We start from the raw sequence: 19,623 nt of genomic DNA on the forward strand, positions 1-19,623 counted from the left end.
ATGAAAAACTTAACAAAACCAATCATATACATAGCAAGTTTCATACTTCTTATAAATTGCTCGAAAGAAAACCATACAGATAATAAAATTTTTACATCACTTAATGCTAATAAATCTGGGATAGACTTTAAAAATGTACTTACTGAGAACGATTCTCTTAATTATTTCACTTACGGATATTTATATATGGGTGCAGGTGTTTCAGCTGGAGACATTAATAACGACGGGCTTATAGATTTATACTTTACTGGAAATCAAGTTTCAAATAAACTGTATTTAAACAAAGGCAACCTTCAATTTGAAGACATCACAAAATCAGCAGGTGTTGGCGGAGATAATAAATGGTACACAGGTGTTACTATGGCAGATGTTAACGATGATGGATTTTTAGATATTTATTGCTCGGTTAGTGGAAAATTTGGCCCAAGAAACAACGAACTTTATATTAATAATGGTAATAACACTTTTTCCGAAAAAGCAAAAGATTACGGTATAGATGATATAGGAAGTAGTGTACAGGCATCTTTCTTTGATTATGATAAAGATGGAGATTTAGATCTTTATGTAGCCAACTATCCTTCAATGCCATTTAAAGCTCCAGTTTTTGCTTTTAAATACAGAATGGCTAATGTACAAGAAAATGAAACGGATCACTTATATAGAAATGACAATGGTAGCTTTACAGATGTTACAAATGAAACTGGAGTTCGTAATTTTGGATTGTCATTAAGTGCTACAATTGGCGATTTAAATAATGATGGTTGGGATGATATATATGTATCTAATGATTTTATGTCACCCGATTTTATGTACTTAAATAATCAAGATGGCACCTTTAAAGAAGAAGTTAAAAATGCAACAGCACATACTGCATTTTATGGTATGGGTGCAGATATTGCAGATATTAATAACGATGGATTTTTAGACATTTTTCAAGTTGACATGGATGCCGAAAACCATAGAAGACAAAAAGCAAACATGGCAAGTATGAATCCAGATTTATTTTGGAATACAGTTGATGCTGGGTTTCATTATCAATACATGCATAATACAATGCAATTGAATAGTGGTGTTTTTAAAAATGGAATACCTCATTTTTCAAATGTTTCTAGATTAACAGGAACTTCTTCTACAGATTGGAGTTGGGGTCCGCTTCTTGTCGATTTAGATAATGATGGATTAAAAGATTTATTTGTATCAAACGGTACGCGTAGAGAAATAAATAATAATGATTATTTCAATAAACTAAAAAAAGACAAAATTAAAGAAAAAGATTTTTTAAATGCAGCTTTAAACATCCCTTCAGAAAGAATTGACAATTTTGTATTTCGTAATAACGGTGATTTAAATTTTGAAGTAGCAAACGATAATTGGGGCATCTCTTTTAAAGGATTTTCTAATGGTTCTACTTATGCCGATTTAGATAACGATGGCGATTTAGAAATAATTACCAATAATATTGATGATCTAGCTTCTATATTTGAGAACAAAAGCTCTTTAAAAAACGATTACTTAACTATTGAATTTGAAGGAAACAAAGGAAACCATTTCGGATTAGGAAATAAAGTATATGTAACTGTAAATGATCAAACTCAAATGCAACAACTTACACTTACTCATGGTTTTCAATCGTCTATAGCACCAGAACTTCATTTTGGATTAGGGCAATCAGAAAAAATTAAAGAATTAAAAGTTGTTTGGACTGATGGCAAAATTCAAAAATTAAACGATATAGATAGCAATCAAAAACTAACTTTAAAATATAGTAATGCTATTGCAGAACAAGAAGAGCCTATAAATGAAAAACATTTATTTGTTACAGATAATAGCGAATTATTTCCTCAACATAAACATATTGAAAACGAGTATGATGATTTTAAAGATCAAGTCTTGCTGCCTCATAAAATGTCAACATTTGGACCTGCAATGGCTATTGGCGATTTAAATAATGATGGTTTAGACGACTATTTTATTGGAGGATCTAAAGATAATTCTGGCAGTATCTTTATACAAACAGATCAAGGTTTTGTAAAACAAGATTCAGAATTCCTAAATAACGATAAAGCAAGTGAAGACATAGGAGCTTTAATATTTGATGCTGATGGTGATGGTGATAACGATTTATATGTAAGCAGTGGTGGTTATGAATTTGCTCCAAATTCTGAATTACTACAAGACAGATTGTATATAAACGACGGAAAAGGAAATTTCTCTAAAACAGATGCTTTACCAGAAATGATTACAAGTAGTTCGAAAATTTTTAATGCTGATTTCGATAAAGACGGAAAACAAGATTTATTAGTACTAGGAAGACAACTACCTGGCGACTATCCCAAAGCTGTAAACAGCTATCTATTAAAAGGTGTGGGAGAAACTAGTAAACCTAAATTCGAGATTTTTAACAGTATGCAACCTGAAGCATTTACAAACCTTGGAATGGCTACAAACGCTGTTATTACAGATTTTAATAACGATGGATGGGACGATTTTATAATTGTTGGTGAATGGATGAGCATTAAAGTGTTTAAAAATATACAATCTGGTTTTGCTGATGTTTCTGAAGATATGGGATTAAATAAAGATACTACAGGTTGGTGGTGGAGTATTTCTGAAGGTGATTTTGATGGTGATAGTGATATGGATTATGTTTTAGGAAATAATGGACTTAATTATAAATACAAAGCGAATCCAGAAGAAACCTTCGATATTTACGTAAACGATTTTGATAAAAATAACAAAGATGATATTGTATTAAGTTACCATGAAGAAGGGAAACAATATCCTGTTCGTGGTCGTGGATGTTCATCGCAACAAATACCTGGTATCAAAGAAAAATTTGAAAATTATGAAAGTTTTGCTGAAGCAACTCTAGTTGATGTATATACTGAAGAGGCTTTAAAAAAATCGTTACATTATCAAATAAAATCGTTTGCTAGTATTTACTTAGAAAATAAAGATGGCAAATTTGTTATTCATAATCTACCTGTTGAAGCACAAACTTCCTGTATAAATAAAATTTTGGTAGACGACTATAACAAAGATGGAAATTTAGACATCCTTATTGCTGGCAATCTATACATGTCTGAAGTTGAAACGCCAAGAAATGATGCTGGATACGGACTGTACCTAGAAGGAAATGGTAACGGTAATTTTAAGCCTATAACACCTTCTAAAAGTGGCTTTTTCACTCCTGGTGATGTTAAAGATATGGGTGTTATAAAATTTAAAAACACGCCATATATTATTTCTGTAAAGAATGATGATTATTTACAATTTATTAGAACTGATAAATAAGTCTATTTTCAATTAGTAAATAGACTAAATCTTAAAATATTCTTGTTAATTTTTACTAAAACAACATTAGTATGAAATCATTGTACACTCTAATTTTTCTATTTAGCATCTTCCATTTTAATGCACAAAATAAAATCACTTCTTCAAATGATTTTTCAATAAATAGTCAAGAATACCTTGAACGAAGAGGTGCTAATGTGATGTTAGCTCACGATTTTTATCCAGAAAGTCACCAAGGCGGTGTAGGCATTATTCAAAATGGCATTCGTATAGCCACCAACGGCGATTTACGTTTAGAACCAACTCCAGGACAGTGGCAACCAGTACCAAAAGTTGGGACACGAATTGTTGATATAGAAAATCAAACCATTAGTGTAAAAATGTCATATCCTGACGACAGTAAAAAAACAGGATTTAACCCTATTATTTATCCTGATTTAGAGTTTTCATACACCCTTAAAATTATTGCTCAAGGAGCTTCTTTTAAAATTGTTGTTGATTTAGATAAACCACTCCCTAAAGAATGGATTGGAAAAGTAGGCATGAATATAGAATTGTTTCCAGGCGAGCTTTTTGGAAAATCGTATTATTTAGATAATCAATTTGGAATTTTTAATAGGCAAGCCAATGGACCCGGTTTTTACGATGCCTCAAACGACTATCAAATAAAACCAATGGCTGAAGGAAAAGAATTAGCAATAATTCCTGAAAATAAAGAACGAACTTTAATCATTAAAAACCTTCAAAACAACACTCTAAAACTTATAGATGGTAGAGCAAAACATAATAACGGATGGTTTATTGTAAGATCGTTAATTCCAGAAGGAGCAACAAAAAATGCCATTGAATGGTTAATAACACCACATGTTAAAGATAATTTTATTTATGATCCTGTAGTGCAAGTTTCACAGGTTGGATACCATACAACACAAGAAAAGATAGCCGTTATTGAAACAGATAAAAATAATTTAGATGTTGAAAACATTCAACTTTTAAAAGTAGAACCTAATGGAGACTTAACAAATGTGTTAAATGAAAAACCTGAAAATTGGGGTGATTTTTTAAGATATAAGTACTATCATTTTAACTTTTCTAAAATTCAAGAACCTGGGATGTATATTATTAAATATAAAACATTTACATCCAATCCATTTCAAATTAACAACCAGGTTTTTAAAAGAAATGTTTGGCAACCTACATTAGAGTATTTCCTTCCTGTACAAATGTGTCACATGCGCGTAAACGACCGCTATAAGGTTTGGCATGGGTTATGCCATATGGACGATGCAAGAATGGCTCCTGTAAACACAAACCATTTTGATAGTTACCTACAAGGTGCTTCAACACTTACATCTTATAAATCTGGCGAGCATGTTCCGGGAATTAATATTGGAGGCTGGCATGATGCCGGCGATTATGATTTAAGAGTAGAATCTCAAGCATCTACAATTCAAGGTTTATCTTATATCTATGAATTATTCAATGTAAATTATGACAATACTAGCATAGACCAAAATACTAGAATTGTAGAAATACACAAACCCGATGGAAAAGCAGATATTTTACAACAAATAGAACACGGTGCGTTATCAATTATTGGTGGCTATAAATCAATGAATCGATTTTATAGAGGCATTATTGTACCTACCAAAAGACAATATGTATTATTAGGCGACCCTGTAAACCATAGCGACAACTTGATTTTTTCTAATAAAAAAGAAGATAACTCCATTGCTATGGGGTTAATAGGTGCACCAGACGACAGATGGATGTTTACTGAAGAAAACCCAAGAAGAACACTAAACACCGCCGCGGCTTTAGCGACTTCGGCTCGTGCTTTAAAAAATTATAATACATCATTAGCCAATGAATGTCTTTTAATTGCTGAAGCTGTTTGGAATAAAAACCTATCTGAAAATGATATGCTAAAATTTGGTCTTGCTGTGGAATTATTAAAAACGACTAAAGATCAAAAATATGCCAAATTTTTAATTACAAATCAAAAAGCTATTACTAGTAATATAAATAAAACAGGATGGATTATAGGCTCAACATTGCCATTAATAAATAATAAAAAATTCGTCAACGCTATTAAAAATAAAGTAAAAGACTATTATAACAATATCCAAGAACAAGGAAAAGAAACACCCTATGGCGTTCCTTACAAACCTAATATTTGGGGAGCCGGATGGGGTATTCAAAATTTTGGTGTGCAACAGTACTTTTTACACTCCAGTTATCCTGATATATTTCCTAAAACATATATGCTAAATGCCATGAATTTTATTCTGGGTGTTCACCCAGGCGTTAATACATCTTCGTTTGCCTCAGGCGTTGGTTCAAGGTCATTAACACAGGCTTATGGAGTTAATAGAGGCGAGCATTCATTCATTCCTGGAGGTATTGGTTCTGGAACAGCATTAATACGTCCTGATTTCCCCGAGCTTTTAGAATGGCCATTTTTATGGCAACAAACTGAATACGTTTTAGGTGGTGGTACGACAGATTATATGTTTCTTATTCTAGCAGCAGATTCGTTATTAAATGAGAATTAATCTGAGGATAAAACTGTTCTAAAACCAATATGTTCTGCTGAAGAATCGGTACTGGTTCCCATGCGAGAAGACACTCTATAGCTAGCGCAATAAGAATCGCTACATAAAAAAGAACCGCCTTTAATCACCTTTTCTTGAAGATACGGATTGTTAGGGTTATATGCTTTATCGGCTCCTTTTGGGTTTTCAATAAGAGATTTCAAATTAGCTAAGTCATTATAATAATTCACATTATACCAATCTGATGTAAATTCCCAAACATTACCTGCCATATCGTAAAGTCCGAAACCATTTGGCGGATACGATTTTACAGGCGCTGTTCTTTCAAAACCATCTTCTAAGGTATTATTTACAGGAAATTCGCCTTCCCAACTATTTGCCATTTTAGATAAGATAGACCTATCATCTCCCCAAAAAAAGGTAGTGCTGTTATTGTTTCCACGAGCAGCATATTCCCATTCGGCTTCTGTTGGTAAGCGTCTGCCTGCCCATTTGCAATACGCTTCGGCATCTTCATAACTTATATGCACAACTGGATGATTTTCTTTTCCTTCTAAACTACTATCTGCGCCATTTGGATGCTTCCAGTTTACACCTATAGACCAGCTCCACCATTGGGAGAAATCATATAAATTAGGAACTGTAGATTTTGTCTTTTTAAATAATAAGGAACCTGGCTGTAAAATAGAATCATGTGGTTTAGGAGTTCCTTCAGGAAGTTGTTTTTTCATAACATCCCAATCAATATCACGTTCTGCAACCGTTATATAGCCTGTTTGCTTTACAAATTTTGAAAACTGAGCATTGGTTACTTCAGTAATATCCATAAAAAAACCATCTACAGTTACAGTGTGTTGTGGTTTTTCATGCTTCATCGCCATTTTATCTTGTAAAACAGCTCCTTGCTTAAAAGTACCTCCAGGAATCCATACCATACCTTCTGGCGGCGTTTTAGTATCGTTTTTACAACTTATTATTACTGAAACAAAACTGATAAGAAACAAAACTATTTTAGTATTCATAAGCGTTTTATATAGGTTAATCTATTACAAAAATATCTATAATTAGTTCTAAACATAACTGAAACCTTCTTTTTTTGCGTTAGGGATTACTCATTAATTCTCTTTTTCCTAAATAGGAAATCATGAATATTCATTTAAGGCATTGTAGAAGCTCTTTTTGTGTTGTTGCACCTATGCAACACAAAAAAGCGACTGCCGAAATATTTATATTCATGAGTTCATTAATTTAAAAATAGCAAAAGCACGAATAAAGCCCGACCCTTGTGGTAACGCCCAAATATTTAGGCTTATCTACAATTAGTTTTCTATCGTTTAGCTTTTAATTATCTTTGCACAACTTAATACTCCAATTTATGATATATTCAATGACAGGTTACGGAAAATCTGTATTGCAATTACCTTCAAAAAAAGTAACTATAGAGTTAAAATCTCTTAATAGTAAAAGTCTGGATTTAAATGCAAGAATGCCTTCTATTTACAGAGAAAAAGAACTTGCTATTAGAAAGCTTATTGCTAGTAAATTAGTACGTGGTAAAATAGATTTTTCAATTTATGTTGAAACCACTGCCGAAGACACATCGGCACAAATAAACACGCCTGTTGTTAAGCAATATATCCAACAGTTAAAAAATGTAGTAGATGGTAACGATATAGAACTACTTAAAATGGCGGTTCGTTTTCCTGATGCATTAAATACAGTTCGTGAAGAAATTGATGAAAACGAGTGGAAAACCATTGAAAAAGAAATTAACACTGCCATAGTCGATTTAAATAACCATAGATTAAATGAAGGAAAGGTTCTTGAACAAGATTTTAATAATCGGGTTACTGAAATAAGTAATATACTAGACCAAGTTATTGCCATGGATCCTGAACGTGTTGAAGGTGTACGTGAGCGTTTACTTAAAGGCGTTGCCGATTTAAAAGAGAAACATGATGAAAATCGTTTTGAGCAAGAATTGGTTTATTACATTGAAAAATTTGATATTACTGAAGAAAAAGTACGATTAAAAAATCACCTTAACTATTTTTTAGAAACTATAAATTCTGCTGAATCTAACGGTAAAAAACTAGGGTTTATAAGCCAAGAAATGGGACGAGAAATCAACACCATTGGTTCTAAAAGTAATTATGCTCCTATGCAACAATTAGTCGTGCAGATGAAAGATGAATTAGAAAAAATTAAGGAACAATTATTGAATGTCCTTTAAAAAGTCTGCAGTACTCAGTAGCAATTGGCAGTATTAGTAAACACAAAATATTCGTGTATTCGTGGTAAATAAAGAAACAAATAAACAAGGTAAACTCATCGTATTTTCGGCACCATCGGGTTCTGGAAAAACAACCATAGTAAGACATTTATTAGGTATTGATGATTTAAATTTAGAATTCTCCATATCGGCAACATCTCGAGAAAAACGCGGGACAGAAGTTCATGCAAAAGATTACTATTTCTTATCGTTAAAAGAGTTTAAAAACAAAATAAAAAATGATGAGTTTTTAGAATGGGAAGAAGTATATCGCGATAATTTTTACGGTACTTTAAAAACAGAAGTAGAGCGTATTTGGGCTATGGGCAAACATGTTATTTTTGACATTGATGTGTCTGGTGGCTTGCGTATAAAACGAAAATTCCCTGAAGAAACCTTAGCTATTTTCGTAAAACCGCCTAGTATTGATGAACTTAAAATTAGATTAAAAAAACGCAAAACTGAAAGTGAAGACAAAATAAACATGCGTGTTTCTAAAGCTTCGGCAGAACTTGCTACCGCGCCTTTATTTGATGTTATTGTGGTTAATGATAATTTAGAAAATGCTTTAACTGAAGCTGAAAGTTTAGTCAGTAATTTTTTAAAATCTTAAATAGTTTTTAATGAAACATTCATAATCAAAGTTAAATGGATGTTACATCTGACCTAATTAATAAAATAAAAATAAGCAGATGAAAATTGGATTGTATTTCGGCTCTTTTAACCCCATACATATTGGGCATTTGGTTATTGCAAACCACATAGCAGAATATAGCGATTTAGATCAAGTATGGTTTGTAGTAACCCCACATAATCCTTTTAAGAAGAAAAGCAGTTTACTAGATAACTATCAGCGTTTAGAAATGGTATATCGTGCTACTAAAGAGTATCCAAAACTAAAACCTAGCGATATAGAGTTTAGCTTACCACAACCTAGCTACACCATTAACACGCTTACTTATCTGCAAGAAAAACACCCCGATTATGAGTTTGCTTTAATTATGGGAGAAGACAATTTAAAAGGATTTCATAAATGGAAAAACTACCAACTCATTCTTGAAAACCATCATATTTATGTCTACCCTAGAATTTCTGAAAATAAAGTAGACACGCAATTTAATGGGCATGAAAAAATACATCCTGTTGATGCGCCAATTATGCAACTCTCTTCAACCTTTATACGTAATGGTATTAAAGCTGGTAAAAACGTAAAACCTATGCTACCAGAATTTGTTTGGGAGTATTTAGATGAGATGAATTTTTATAGGTAATCACTCTCTTGACTTTGTCAGAAATTTTAGCTAACTTCGTTTAACGTATGATATAAAACGATTTCTTATCAACGTCGTTGTGCATAATATCGAAAAAACACAGAAACAGGCTTGTTTGCTAATTGAAGTATGACGTTCACTCATTATTACTTTAGAGAAAAACTCTAAAAGCATAAATTTGAGAAAACAATTTACCAATGAAAAAAATAGTTCTTTTATCAATATTCATTTTGATTTCTCAAATCTCAATCGGACAAGAATGTTTAAATGTCAAATTTAAACTTAGAGGATACTTCTATGTTGGAACAAGTCAAATCGATTCAACTGCACTTGGTGGTTTTTATGAAGACCAAAACAGCCCAAAAAAACTGAATACTAAAAGCCCTGAACTATTTATTAAAAAAGGCTTACAATTAATTGCAAAAACTGATTCAAGAACTGAATTTGAAAAAGGAATAGAAGGCTTTAAAGTATTCATTGTGAATAAAACCGATTCAATTGTGGAAATACCAGCACAAGACAGTCGACTATACCTAAAAAGACAAGTTTTCTACGAAAACAAATGGCAAGACATAGAATATCTCCCAAGTAGTTGGTGTGGAAACAGTTATCATAGTGTATTTATAAAATCAAATGAATATTGGGACTTAAAAGCTCCTTGCTTGAAAGGAAAAATAAAGTCTAAATTTCGATTTCAACTTTATATAAACGACAATTTAACAATCTACTCGAATGAATTTGAAGGTAGTTTTAATAAAAAACAATTAAAAAATGAACAAGGACATAAACCAATAGGAATTATGGATCCTTACAATAATTAAAATACTGTGTAATGGCTAGTTTTAGCTTAATAAATTAGGTTCTTAAACCATACACTAAACGTTAAACGAAAAACAAAAAAACCGCCTAAAACAAATTGCTTTAAACGGTTTTTCAACTAACTAACCAACCAAAATTTTAGTGAAACTTTAATTTGAATTGTTTGAAAAACATAGTCAAATTAATATGTTGAACTAATCCCGCTACAAAGCGGGATCTCACTTTATATTATCTATCTAAACCCTTTTACTTTCTCTTGGGTTTGCTACTTTATCTTTTCTAAACTTACGTTTCTTATCTTCTTTAGTTACAGCTTTTTTACCTTTCGTGTTTGCTGTTTTTAAATACTGAATATATCCTCTTCCTTCAAACTCATAAACCGTTTCAGAAGCTGGATGATACAATTCTATCTTCCCGTCATTTATAACGCTCAATTCAAAATATTCATTGTCAAAATAATCATAATCTAATGTTAAAGTTTTTAAGTACATATCACCACTAACATTTCCAACACCATAAACTCCAGTATAATCCCATTGTAAATTATTTGCTGGCATACCATTACCATCTTGAGAACTCCTAAATTCAGAGTCGTTGCCACCAGCTAAAAACTGTAAATAATTTTCGTTATCAAATTCGTTAATCGCTCCAACGTCGCTCGTATATGTTTTTTCCCAAGCTTCATACTCTTGTAAGAAATAATGAATATTATCATAAAACACAAAATCGTAATCAAAATTACTACGTTGGTAACCGTCTAAAAAATACGATGTATCATTATTTGGGTTATAAAGCTCAATAGTATTATTATCTATTTGATAGATATCAAAAGTTTCAAATCCATCAAGATCATGATTAACATCTAAAATCATATCATAAGCATCATATTCACCTACATCAATTCCAAAACCATTACCATTATCACCAAGACCAACAATATTATTATTAGCATATACAACACCATTTTTAAACGAAATAGTAAATGCTTTTTGCAAAAATGGTGTTTCACCATAACCTTTAGTAGCATTAATGTCTACATACCATAATTCATATGAATTTAATAAGTGATTTATATTTATTTGAGGCGTATCATCAAAATCATCTACAACAACAACATCGGTATAACATGATGTAAAAAGTGTTGCTATTAAAGCAAAGCTTGAAAGTAATTTTATAGTCTTCATAATCAAATATTTTAGGGTTTCTACATATAGGAGTTTCAAAACGCGTGCCAAAAAAGAATTTCTTAATATTTAGAAGCTATAACAATGATTAATATTTTATGTATTTTTGAACTCTTAACGATTTATCATTTTATGAATAAACCTTTAAAATACGCGGTTTTTGGAGCAGGTAGTTGGGCAACAGCCATTGTAAAAATGCTTTCTGAAAACTTAGATGAAATTGGTTGGTATATGCGTAGTGTTTATACTAAAGAGCATCTTTTAAAAGAACAACACAACCCTAATTACTTAAGTTCGGTAGAGTTTCATTTAGAACAGCTAAAAATTAGCAACGATATAAATGAAATTGCCAATTATGCCGATGTTTTAATTTTTGTAATCCCTTCTGCTTTTATTCATAGCGAATTAGAAAAATTAAATATCGATATTTCAAATAAAATAATAGTATCGGCAGTAAAAGGTATTATGCCAGAAACGGGGCTTTTAGTTGGCGAGCATTTTCATGCTATTTACAATGTGCCTTACGATAATATTGCTGTTATTGCAGGTCCTTGTCATGCCGAAGAGGTCGCTCTAGAGCGTTTATCATACCTAACCATTTCTTGTTCTGATACAGATAAAGCACAAGCCATAGCTAATAATTTATCTAGCGACTATATTAAAACTAAAATTAGCGACGATATTATAGGTGTAGAATATGCCGTTATGCTTAAAAACATATACGCTATTGCAGCAGGTATTGCACATGGTTTAGGTTATGGCGATAATTTTCAGAGTGTACTTATGAGTAACTCCATTAGAGAAATGAAACGCTTTATAAAAAAGATGCATAAAATGAAACGCAACATTAATAACTCGGCTTATTTAGGCGATTTATTAGTTACTGGCTATTCTGTGTTTTCGCGAAACCGCATGTTTGGAAACATGATTGGTAAAGGTTACACTGTAAAATCGGCTCAAATGGAAATGAGTATGGTTGCCGAAGGTTACTACGCCTCTAAAAGTGCTTTTTTATTGAATCAGAAAAATGCTAAAAAAACACAGTTACCTATTATAAATGCTGTTTACGAGATTTTATACGAAAACAAAAACCCTAAAAAAGTGTTTAAAAAACTGACTGATAAGTTAGACTAAAATAGGAATCTCATTAATGCTATAACATATATTTGGGCGTTACCTTTATCCTGAATTAAGTTCAGGAACAGGTCGGGCTTTATTCGTGGGGTAATATTTAAAATAGAAGAACTCATGAATATAAATATTTCACAAGTCGCTCTCTGCGAGGAGCTCAAACAATTGCTCAATCCCTAACGCAAGTTATCAGCTAGAGTCATCGCTTAACGCATAGGTATCGCTTGTTTATTTGGAGATTCCTACCTGCTCAGGAAAATGTTACTTTACCAAAATACCTCTAACAGGCATTAAAGGAATAGGCTGTAAAGCCTTTAAATTAATGGTATTCTTTCTAAACAAGTATGTTTTATCAAACATGGTATTACCTTCAAAAAAAGTAACTTTAAAAGTGTTATTTAATGCAAATAAGCCTTCTTGCATCAACTCTATTTTAGCATAACTTTTTTTAGGAAGTTTATCTAATTTCTTTCTAAAAGTAGATGTAATTTTATCTTCATTATAACCACTGGTTACAATAAGTATCATATCTAAATCAACATCTTTATCGTTTATGATGTAAGCGTTCCAATCTTGGGTTTTATAAATGTCGTTGTACTCATTTACAATAGCAACGTAAACGCCTTCTACTTTTGGAATTTGGATGTCTTTTTTCATAATAAACTAAGAAATTCAATTGAAAAGCTTCCTGCCTTCGCAGGAATGACAATTATAAAGCAGATTTAAACTGCTCTAAAAATCTAACATCGTTTTCACTTAATAAACGAATATCTCCTATTTGATGCAATAGCATAGCAATACGATCTACACCTACACCAAAAGCGAATCCTGAATATTCTTTAGCATCTATTTTACAGTTTTCTAAAACATTAGGATCTACCATACCGCAACCACCAATTTCTAACCAACCTGTTCCTTTAGTTATTTTATAATCGGTTTCGGTTTCTAATCCCCAATACACATCTATTTCTGCACTTGGTTCTGTAAACGGGAAGTATGATGGACGTAAACGAATTTTACTTTTCCCAAACATTTCTTTAGTAAAGTGTTGAAGTGTTTGTTTTAAGTCGGCAAAACTAACATCCTTATCTATATACAAACCTTCTACTTGATGGAAAAAACAGTGCGAACGTGCCGATATAGCTTCGTTTCTATAAACACGACCTGGAGAAATAGTACGAATAGGTGGTTTATTATTTTCCATATAACGTACTTGTACCGAACTGGTATGCGTACGCAATAAAATATCTGGATTTGTTTGAATAAAAAACGTATCCTGCATATCGCGTGCTGGATGATATTCTGGTAAATTTAATGCGGTAAAATTGTGCCAGTCATCTTCTATTTCTGGACCTTCACTTACGTTAAAACCAATACGAGAAAATATATCTGTAATTTGATTTTTAACGATTGATATGGGGTGACGCGCTCCTATTTGAACCGGTTCTCCTGGGCGCGATAAATCGCCGTAAACACCTTTTACTTCTTCGTTGCTTTCTAGTTCTTCCTTTAAAGCATTTACCTTCTCTTCAGCTGTTTTCTTTAAAGCATTTATAACTTGACCAAATTCTTTCTTTTGATCGTTTGCTACGTTTTTAAACTCGGCAAAATATTGTTTTACAATCCCTTTTTGTCCTAAAAGCTTTATTCTATAGGCTTCTACTTCTTCTTTGGTTTGTGCTTTAAATGCTTCTGCTTCTGCTATAAGTTCTTTTATCTTATCTATCATGACGTCATTTGAAAAATGAATGCAAATTTAATGAATTTTGTTATAATTGCGTTAGGGATTGAACGGTTTGTTTGAGCTCCTCGCAGAGAGCGAGTAGTGAAAGCCCGACCCTTGTGGTAACGCCCAACTTCTCGATACGATTCTGATAAAAAAATCGAAATCAGTCGAAGTAACGTTTAATTTAATCTATAAATTCGGTTTCTAAAAAATAGTTCACAATGGCTTCTTTCATTAAAACGCTTTGCTCACCTGCTTTTAAATGTGGTAAAGCTTCTAAGGTTTTGTAATGCGGCCAGCCTTCTTCGTCTACAAAATCGAGTTCGTAATACCCATAAGGCGTTAGCACTTTACAAATGGCAATGTGCATTAAATCTAACTTTTGATCCTTTTTAAAGGCTCTATCTAGCTGCCCTAGTTCTTGCACTCCAATTAAGTATATAATGGCATCAAGATCTAGTGGGTCTCCATCGGCAAATTGATTTGACAGTTTTTCTACCACCAAATCCCAGCGTTCCTTTAATTGTTCGTCTCTTGCCATTAAGTTTTTTTGTAATTATGATGAGTTCTCGATATTAAATCGGGATTAGTTCAACCAAAACATTTTAAACAACTATAGTTTAAAATATTAGTTTCACTAATTAAAGCGGCAAAGTTAATAAACATAAGTGTGACTATTATTTTATATTTGCTTAAATTGTATACTTATGAGTGTTATTGATATTGTTTTAGGAGCTTTAATTTTATTTGGACTTGTTAGAGGTTTTATGAAAGGTCTTTTTGTTGAAGTTTCCTCTTTAATTGCTCTAGTTGCGGGTGTTTATGGGGCTATACATTTTAGCAACTTTGCTGCCGAATTTTTGCAGACTAAAACCGAATGGGATGAAAAAACCATAAATATTGTTGCTTTTGCTGTTACCTTTATTATTATTGTTTTAGCCATAGCCTTAGCAGGAAAAGCGCTTACTAAATTAGCTGATTTTGCTGCGCTGGGTATTTTAAATAAATTGCTTGGGGGTATTTTTGGAGCTTTAAAAATCGCCCTTATTTTAAGTATTGTTCTAAATATTTTTGACAAACTAAATAGCACGATTACGTTTGTTGATGAAGAAAACATAGAGGAAACCATACTTTACAAACCTGTAAAGGAAATATTTCCAATGATTTTCCCGAATCTTTTAGCGCCTAAAGAAACGGATGCTACTTCTGAGGATAATGCTTAAAATCAGTTGTTATTAATAGTAAAATTTTTAAGCATTTTATCTAAGCCTAATTGAAACAAGGTTCCGCTTAATAGATCTTGCATATCTTTTAATTCGGCATAACTCATTGCAAAGCTTGTTTGCGGATTAGGTGCTTCTAATAGTAATGATTTGTAATAATTATTCTTTTTACAATCATCGCAATAACAAGATTTTTTTATAGATTTTTCTACATTTTTAGAGAACTGAAAAAGTTCGTTTTCTGTTAAGAACAAGCCCGTATTTCTAAAAACTAACTGAATCTTCTTAAAATCTTTAGCAGCACATCTTTTCCATTGGAATGCGATTCCGAAATTATTATAATAAATTGTGTTTATATCATCCATAGCTAAAAAAAATGTGCTGTTAAAAAATTATTTACTAGTTTAAAAACTTATTTATGATGTTTCTTATGTCTTTCCTTGTTGCAGTATTATCTAAAGCAAATAAGTACTCATACAGCTTTTTACCATCTACTTTTTCTTTTAATTTTACTTCGGTATTTTCGGCAAAAACGGTATCCCATTCTTTTCTAATTTTCACCCAAACCTTATTGTTTTTCTTCCACCAAGCTTTGGCTACCTGACATTTTTCATCGGCTACTTTTCTGTAAATATTATAGCCTTTTTCTTGAACCAGTAATTCGTCTTCAGCTTCTTTTGTTCTTATAACTTTATCGTTATCCTGTTCGTGTAACCAACCATAATCTGTAAGTTGTACTCGGTTTCCTCTTACTAAAATGTTATAATCATCTCTTTTAGAGTATTCGCGTCTTGGAAGTGGTGCATCGGTTTTGTTTTCCCAAAAACGTTTTCCATCGACATGAATCCATGTTGCCGAACCAGAATAACGCGGACTATCATCTACTTGATATACTTTTTGAGACCACTGTCCTTTTACTTCTTCTTCAGTTACATGTTTTACATCCCAAGTGTTCTTTGCTTTATATGTAAATAAACTTTTGTTTTCAAATTCCCAATCTTGTCTCCAATGCTTAATAACCATAGTATCATTAACAACTAGTAAATGTTGAATGCCAATTTTATTGTCTTTATCAGTTACTAATTCTGCCCATTCTAAGGCGTGTGCTCTGTAATCATAAGCTTTTTCATAAGCAATATCTGGAGAAAAAGTTTCGGCATATTTAAACTTAATTTCATAACAACCACACATATCTTTTATGGCATTTTGATCTTTTTCTTTTTTGGTTTGTGCATTCGTTTGTAATGAAAATGCTAAAAATAATAATGGTAAAAGCGCTAATCGTTTCATTTTTAATGTTTTGATATTAATGATTAAAAAAAGTTTAAAATTTATCTATTCTTATTTAGACTGAATTAAAATAACTTATATATTTGCAGCAAATTAATTAAGAATGATTCTAAATAAAAAATATTTCTGTATTTATTTTTCACTTTTTTTTGTGAGCTATTCTTTTTCTCAAGAAAGTAATCCTTCAAAAGATTCTACAAAAACTAAAGATTTAGATGAAATAATAATAACAGCAACACGGACAACGAGACAATTATCATCCTTACCGCTACCCGCTCAAATAATTAGTAAAAAAGATATAGAAAGCTCTAACTCGGTTAGACTAAATGATATTTTAAACGAACAAACTGGTTTAATTACAGTTTCAGATTTTGGTGGAGGCGATGGTATTCAGTTACAAGGTTTAGACGCTCAATACACCTTAATTCTTGTTGATGGTGTGCCGCTTGTGGGACGTTCGGCAGGTACTCTAGACCTTAATAGAATTACTGTTGGAAATACAAAACAAATAGAAATTGTTAAAGGCGCATCTTCCTGTTTATACGGAAGTGAAGCGCTTGGAGGTGTTATTAATATAATTACCGAAACACCTAAAGAAGGGTTAAATGGTCATATAAATTACAGGCACGCTAGCTTTAACACCAATGATTTAAGTACATCTATAAATTACAAAAAAAAGAAGCTTGGAATAACTACTTTTTTAAATAGATATAGTAGTGATGGCTATGATTTAGATAAAAGTGATGATTTAAAAACTATAGAGCCTTTTAGCAATTATACTTTAAACACAAAAGTTACTTATGACTTTTCAAAGGCTACCAATCTTTTAATTTCTGGTAAATATTACACACAAAACCAAGATTATGTGGCATCGTCTACCTTAGAAGGAGAAAGTAATATAAACGAGTGGAACACGCATTTAAAGCTAGGTCATACCTACAGTAAAAAATGGCATAGCTATTTTGAATTTTATGCTACGCGTTATAAAGCCAACGAATATTTAAATAACCCTGATGAATCTAGGTTTAGTGATAGTTATTTTAATCAATTTTTATTGCGTCCAGAAATTAGAGCAACTTTTAATGCTTCTAAAAAAAGTAATTTTATTGGTGGTTTAGGTTGGAATCATGAAACTTTGAAGAGAACTGACTTTTCTACCAATCCAGAATTTAATTCACCTTATGCTTACTTACAATATGATACAAACCCAAATGAGAATATTAATATTATTCTAGGAGCTCGTTTTGATAATCATAATAAATACAAATCGCAATTTAGCCCCAAAGCGGCTATTAGATATGAATTTAATAGCGAATTAGCCATTAAAGCATCCGTTGGTTACGGATTTAAGACTCCCGATTTTAGACAACTATATTTCGATTTCACCAATGCAACTGTTGGATACACCGTTTTAGGTTATAATGCGGTTGCTACAAAAATTCCAGAACTACAAGCAGAAGGGCAAATTGCTAACCTTATTATACCTATTACTGAATTTGAAAGCGATTTAAATTCTGAGAATTCTATAAGCTTGAATTTGGGAGCCGATTACCAACCTTTTTCTTCCTTAAAATTACATCTAAATATTTTTAGAAATAGTATAAACGATTTAATAGATACTCGTGTTATTGCTAATAAAACGAATGGACAAAATGTATTTAGTTACTTCAACATAAATACGGTATACACTCAAGGAATTGAATTTAATACCAATTGGAAACCCAATAATAACTTAAAAATTTCTGGGGGCTATCAATTACTTATTGCTAAAGATAAAACAGCAGAAACAGCTTTTAAAAATGGTACTGTTTACGCAAGAACATCTTCTAGTTCTCCTTCCTTTCAACTTAAAAAAGAAGATTACTTCGGTTTATTTAATAGATCGCGCCACATGGGAAACATTAAGGTATTTTACGAATTCACCAAATGGGATTTAGATGCCAACATTCGTGGAACCTATCGTAGTAAATATGGCATTATTGATAGCAATGGAAATACATATTTAGACCGCTATGATGATTTTGTTAAAGGCTACACCATTTGGGATTTTGCCCTAAATAAAACACTATTTAAAAACCATAAAATAGGCTTTGGTATTGATAATATTTTAGGATTTACAGACCCTCAAAATATCACCAATATTTCGGGACGTATTATTTACGGAAAATTACACATTCAATTTTAATAATTATATATAAACACTATGAACACATTTAAATTTTTAACATTAGTCGCTCTTTTTATTGGTTTTTCATCTTGTAATGATGATGATACTCCAACTATTTTAGACATAGAATCTAAAACCATTTCAAACTTGCATGCGCCTCAATCTGGTGGTCAAGGGCAACCAGTATCTGGTGCATTTACTAAATTTAATTTTGAAACAGGTGAAACAACAACAAGTGAAACCGATTGGGATATTGCCTTTAGAGGAACTTCTATTATTGTAAACGGAGGTGTTTCTTTAGAAACAACTGATGAACCTGATAGAACAGGAAATGCTGCTGTGTATATTGCTAATGGCACCATAGCTTCAATTAACGAAGTAGACACGTCTCTTTTTACACAAGATTCGGATACAGGATATGCCATTACTACAGGAAGTGGAAACGGATGGTATACATATGCTGGCCCTCCTACTCATTTAATTAGTCCAACTCCTGGAAAAATTCTTGTTTTTAAAACCAATAAAGGGCTTTATGCAAAAGTAGAGATTTTGAGCTATTATAAAGATGCTCCTGATAATCCTGATGCTTTTGTAGATGCTACACCTTACTACACTTTTAACTATGTATACCAACCTAATGAAGGTGTAACTACTTTTTAATTTTGAAATTTGCCTTATAAAAATTAAACAT

The 19,623-nt window shown here is 31.9% G+C and carries 17 protein-coding genes; 10 read left to right on the forward strand and 7 right to left on the reverse strand.

What is annotated here, in order from left to right:
* A complete protein-coding gene (locus ACH5TX_RS05735; protein WP_439338573.1) occupies nt 1-3,294 on the forward strand; it encodes a VCBS repeat-containing protein in 3,294 nt (1,097 codons plus the stop codon).
* A gap of 71 nt (nt 3,295-3,365) precedes the next feature.
* Nucleotides 3,366-5,849, forward strand: coding sequence for a glycoside hydrolase family 9 protein (locus ACH5TX_RS05740; protein WP_439338574.1), 2,484 nt, complete (start codon nt 3,366-3,368; stop codon nt 5,847-5,849).
* Here ACH5TX_RS05740 and ACH5TX_RS05745 read toward each other — a convergent pair.
* Nucleotides 5,846-6,871, reverse strand: a complete 1,026-nt coding sequence (locus ACH5TX_RS05745) for a formylglycine-generating enzyme family protein (protein WP_439338575.1) — start codon at nt 6,869-6,871, stop codon at nt 5,846-5,848. The genes ACH5TX_RS05740 and ACH5TX_RS05745 overlap by 4 nt on opposite strands.
* A gap of 353 nt (nt 6,872-7,224) precedes the next feature.
* Between ACH5TX_RS05745 and ACH5TX_RS05750 the strand changes: the two genes are divergently transcribed.
* From ACH5TX_RS05750 to ACH5TX_RS05765, 4 genes are all read left to right on the forward strand, one after another.
* A complete protein-coding gene (locus ACH5TX_RS05750; protein WP_439338576.1) occupies nt 7,225-8,082 on the forward strand; it encodes a YicC/YloC family endoribonuclease in 858 nt (285 codons plus the stop codon).
* Nucleotides 8,083-8,143: 61 nt separating this feature from the next.
* Nucleotides 8,144-8,734 (forward strand): guanylate kinase, encoded by a 591-nt coding sequence (gene gmk, locus ACH5TX_RS05755; RefSeq protein WP_439338577.1) that lies wholly within the window; start codon nt 8,144-8,146, stop codon nt 8,732-8,734.
* A gap of 79 nt (nt 8,735-8,813) precedes the next feature.
* A complete protein-coding gene (gene nadD / locus ACH5TX_RS05760; protein WP_439338578.1) occupies nt 8,814-9,392 on the forward strand; it encodes a nicotinate (nicotinamide) nucleotide adenylyltransferase in 579 nt (192 codons plus the stop codon).
* 197 nt (nt 9,393-9,589) lie between these two features.
* A complete protein-coding gene (locus ACH5TX_RS05765; RefSeq protein WP_439338579.1) occupies nt 9,590-10,213 on the forward strand; it encodes a hypothetical protein in 624 nt (207 codons plus the stop codon).
* A 234-nt stretch (nt 10,214-10,447) separates the two neighbouring features.
* Here ACH5TX_RS05765 and ACH5TX_RS05770 read toward each other — a convergent pair whose 3' ends face one another.
* The gene (locus ACH5TX_RS05770; protein WP_439338580.1) at nt 10,448-11,395 is read right to left on the reverse strand and encodes a nicotinic acid mononucleotide adenyltransferase; all 948 of its coding nucleotides are present in this window, start codon (nt 11,393-11,395) and stop codon (nt 10,448-10,450) included.
* Nucleotides 11,396-11,527: 132 nt separating this feature from the next.
* Here ACH5TX_RS05770 and ACH5TX_RS05775 point away from each other — a divergent pair, with 132 nt between their 5' ends.
* Nucleotides 11,528-12,529: an NAD(P)H-dependent glycerol-3-phosphate dehydrogenase gene (locus ACH5TX_RS05775; RefSeq protein WP_439338581.1), complete on the forward strand. Its 1,002-nt coding sequence runs from the start codon at nt 11,528-11,530 to the stop codon at nt 12,527-12,529.
* Nucleotides 12,530-12,787: 258 nt separating this feature from the next.
* Here ACH5TX_RS05775 and ACH5TX_RS05780 read toward each other — a convergent pair whose 3' ends face one another.
* From ACH5TX_RS05780 to ACH5TX_RS05790, 3 genes are all read right to left on the reverse strand, one after another.
* The gene (locus ACH5TX_RS05780) at nt 12,788-13,183 is read right to left on the reverse strand and encodes a hypothetical protein (RefSeq protein WP_439338582.1); all 396 of its coding nucleotides are present in this window, start codon (nt 13,181-13,183) and stop codon (nt 12,788-12,790) included.
* A gap of 52 nt (nt 13,184-13,235) precedes the next feature.
* Complete coding sequence (gene pheS / locus ACH5TX_RS05785) at nt 13,236-14,255, reverse strand: phenylalanine--tRNA ligase subunit alpha (RefSeq protein ID WP_439338583.1); 1,020 nt, start codon at nt 14,253-14,255, stop codon at nt 13,236-13,238.
* Between the two features lie 181 nt (nt 14,256-14,436).
* On the reverse strand, nt 14,437-14,793 hold the full coding sequence (locus ACH5TX_RS05790; protein WP_439336172.1) for a hypothetical protein: 357 nt from the start codon (nt 14,791-14,793) through the stop codon (nt 14,437-14,439).
* A 166-nt stretch (nt 14,794-14,959) separates the two neighbouring features.
* Here ACH5TX_RS05790 and ACH5TX_RS05795 point away from each other — a divergent pair, with 166 nt between their 5' ends.
* Complete coding sequence (locus ACH5TX_RS05795; RefSeq protein WP_439338584.1) at nt 14,960-15,475, forward strand: CvpA family protein; 516 nt, start codon at nt 14,960-14,962, stop codon at nt 15,473-15,475.
* A 2-nt stretch (nt 15,476-15,477) separates the two neighbouring features.
* Here the strand turns inward: ACH5TX_RS05795 and ACH5TX_RS05800 are convergent, their stop codons facing one another.
* Both ACH5TX_RS05800 and ACH5TX_RS05805 read right to left on the reverse strand, forming a co-directional pair.
* The gene (locus ACH5TX_RS05800) at nt 15,478-15,840 is read right to left on the reverse strand and encodes a hypothetical protein (RefSeq protein ID WP_439338585.1); all 363 of its coding nucleotides are present in this window, start codon (nt 15,838-15,840) and stop codon (nt 15,478-15,480) included.
* A gap of 34 nt (nt 15,841-15,874) precedes the next feature.
* A complete protein-coding gene (locus tag ACH5TX_RS05805) occupies nt 15,875-16,765 on the reverse strand; it encodes a DUF6607 family protein (protein ID WP_439338586.1) in 891 nt (296 codons plus the stop codon).
* Between the two features lie 151 nt (nt 16,766-16,916).
* Here ACH5TX_RS05805 and ACH5TX_RS05810 point away from each other — a divergent pair, with 151 nt between their 5' ends.
* Both ACH5TX_RS05810 and ACH5TX_RS05815 read left to right on the forward strand, forming a co-directional pair.
* The gene (locus ACH5TX_RS05810) at nt 16,917-18,950 is read left to right on the forward strand and encodes a TonB-dependent receptor plug domain-containing protein (RefSeq protein WP_439338587.1); all 2,034 of its coding nucleotides are present in this window, start codon (nt 16,917-16,919) and stop codon (nt 18,948-18,950) included.
* Nucleotides 18,951-18,968: 18 nt separating this feature from the next.
* Nucleotides 18,969-19,592 (forward strand): HmuY family protein, encoded by a 624-nt coding sequence (locus ACH5TX_RS05815; RefSeq protein ID WP_439338588.1) that lies wholly within the window; start codon nt 18,969-18,971, stop codon nt 19,590-19,592.
* The last annotated feature ends 31 nt before the right edge of the window (nt 19,593-19,623 follow it).

Source organism: Thalassobellus citreus, from assembly GCF_044385915.1.
Taxonomy (GTDB): domain Bacteria; phylum Bacteroidota; class Bacteroidia; order Flavobacteriales; family Flavobacteriaceae; genus Thalassobellus; species Thalassobellus citreus.

Excerpts from the sequence above, each read along its gene's own strand:
- ACH5TX_RS05735 (WP_439338573.1), top strand. The coding sequence starts at position 1 with ATGAAAAACTTAACAAAACCAATCATATACATAGCAAGTTTCATACTT.
- ACH5TX_RS05740 (WP_439338574.1), top strand. The coding sequence starts at position 3,366 with ATGAAATCATTGTACACTCTAATTTTTCTATTTAGCATCTTCCATTTT.
- ACH5TX_RS05745 (WP_439338575.1), bottom strand. The coding sequence starts at position 6,871 with ATGAATACTAAAATAGTTTTGTTTCTTATCAGTTTTGTTTCAGTAATA.
- ACH5TX_RS05750 (WP_439338576.1), top strand. The coding sequence starts at position 7,225 with ATGATATATTCAATGACAGGTTACGGAAAATCTGTATTGCAATTACCT.
- nadD (WP_439338578.1), top strand. The coding sequence starts at position 8,814 with ATGAAAATTGGATTGTATTTCGGCTCTTTTAACCCCATACATATTGGG.
- ACH5TX_RS05765 (WP_439338579.1), top strand. The coding sequence starts at position 9,590 with ATGAAAAAAATAGTTCTTTTATCAATATTCATTTTGATTTCTCAAATC.
- ACH5TX_RS05770 (WP_439338580.1), bottom strand. The coding sequence starts at position 11,395 with ATGAAGACTATAAAATTACTTTCAAGCTTTGCTTTAATAGCAACACTT.
- ACH5TX_RS05775 (WP_439338581.1), top strand. The coding sequence starts at position 11,528 with ATGAATAAACCTTTAAAATACGCGGTTTTTGGAGCAGGTAGTTGGGCA.
- ACH5TX_RS05780 (WP_439338582.1), bottom strand. The coding sequence starts at position 13,183 with ATGAAAAAAGACATCCAAATTCCAAAAGTAGAAGGCGTTTACGTTGCT.
- pheS (WP_439338583.1), bottom strand. The coding sequence starts at position 14,255 with ATGATAGATAAGATAAAAGAACTTATAGCAGAAGCAGAAGCATTTAAA.
- ACH5TX_RS05790 (WP_439336172.1), bottom strand. The coding sequence starts at position 14,793 with ATGGCAAGAGACGAACAATTAAAGGAACGCTGGGATTTGGTGGTAGAA.
- ACH5TX_RS05795 (WP_439338584.1), top strand. The coding sequence starts at position 14,960 with ATGAGTGTTATTGATATTGTTTTAGGAGCTTTAATTTTATTTGGACTT.
- ACH5TX_RS05800 (WP_439338585.1), bottom strand. The coding sequence starts at position 15,840 with ATGGATGATATAAACACAATTTATTATAATAATTTCGGAATCGCATTC.
- ACH5TX_RS05805 (WP_439338586.1), bottom strand. The coding sequence starts at position 16,765 with ATGAAACGATTAGCGCTTTTACCATTATTATTTTTAGCATTTTCATTA.
- ACH5TX_RS05815 (WP_439338588.1), top strand. The coding sequence starts at position 18,969 with ATGAACACATTTAAATTTTTAACATTAGTCGCTCTTTTTATTGGTTTT.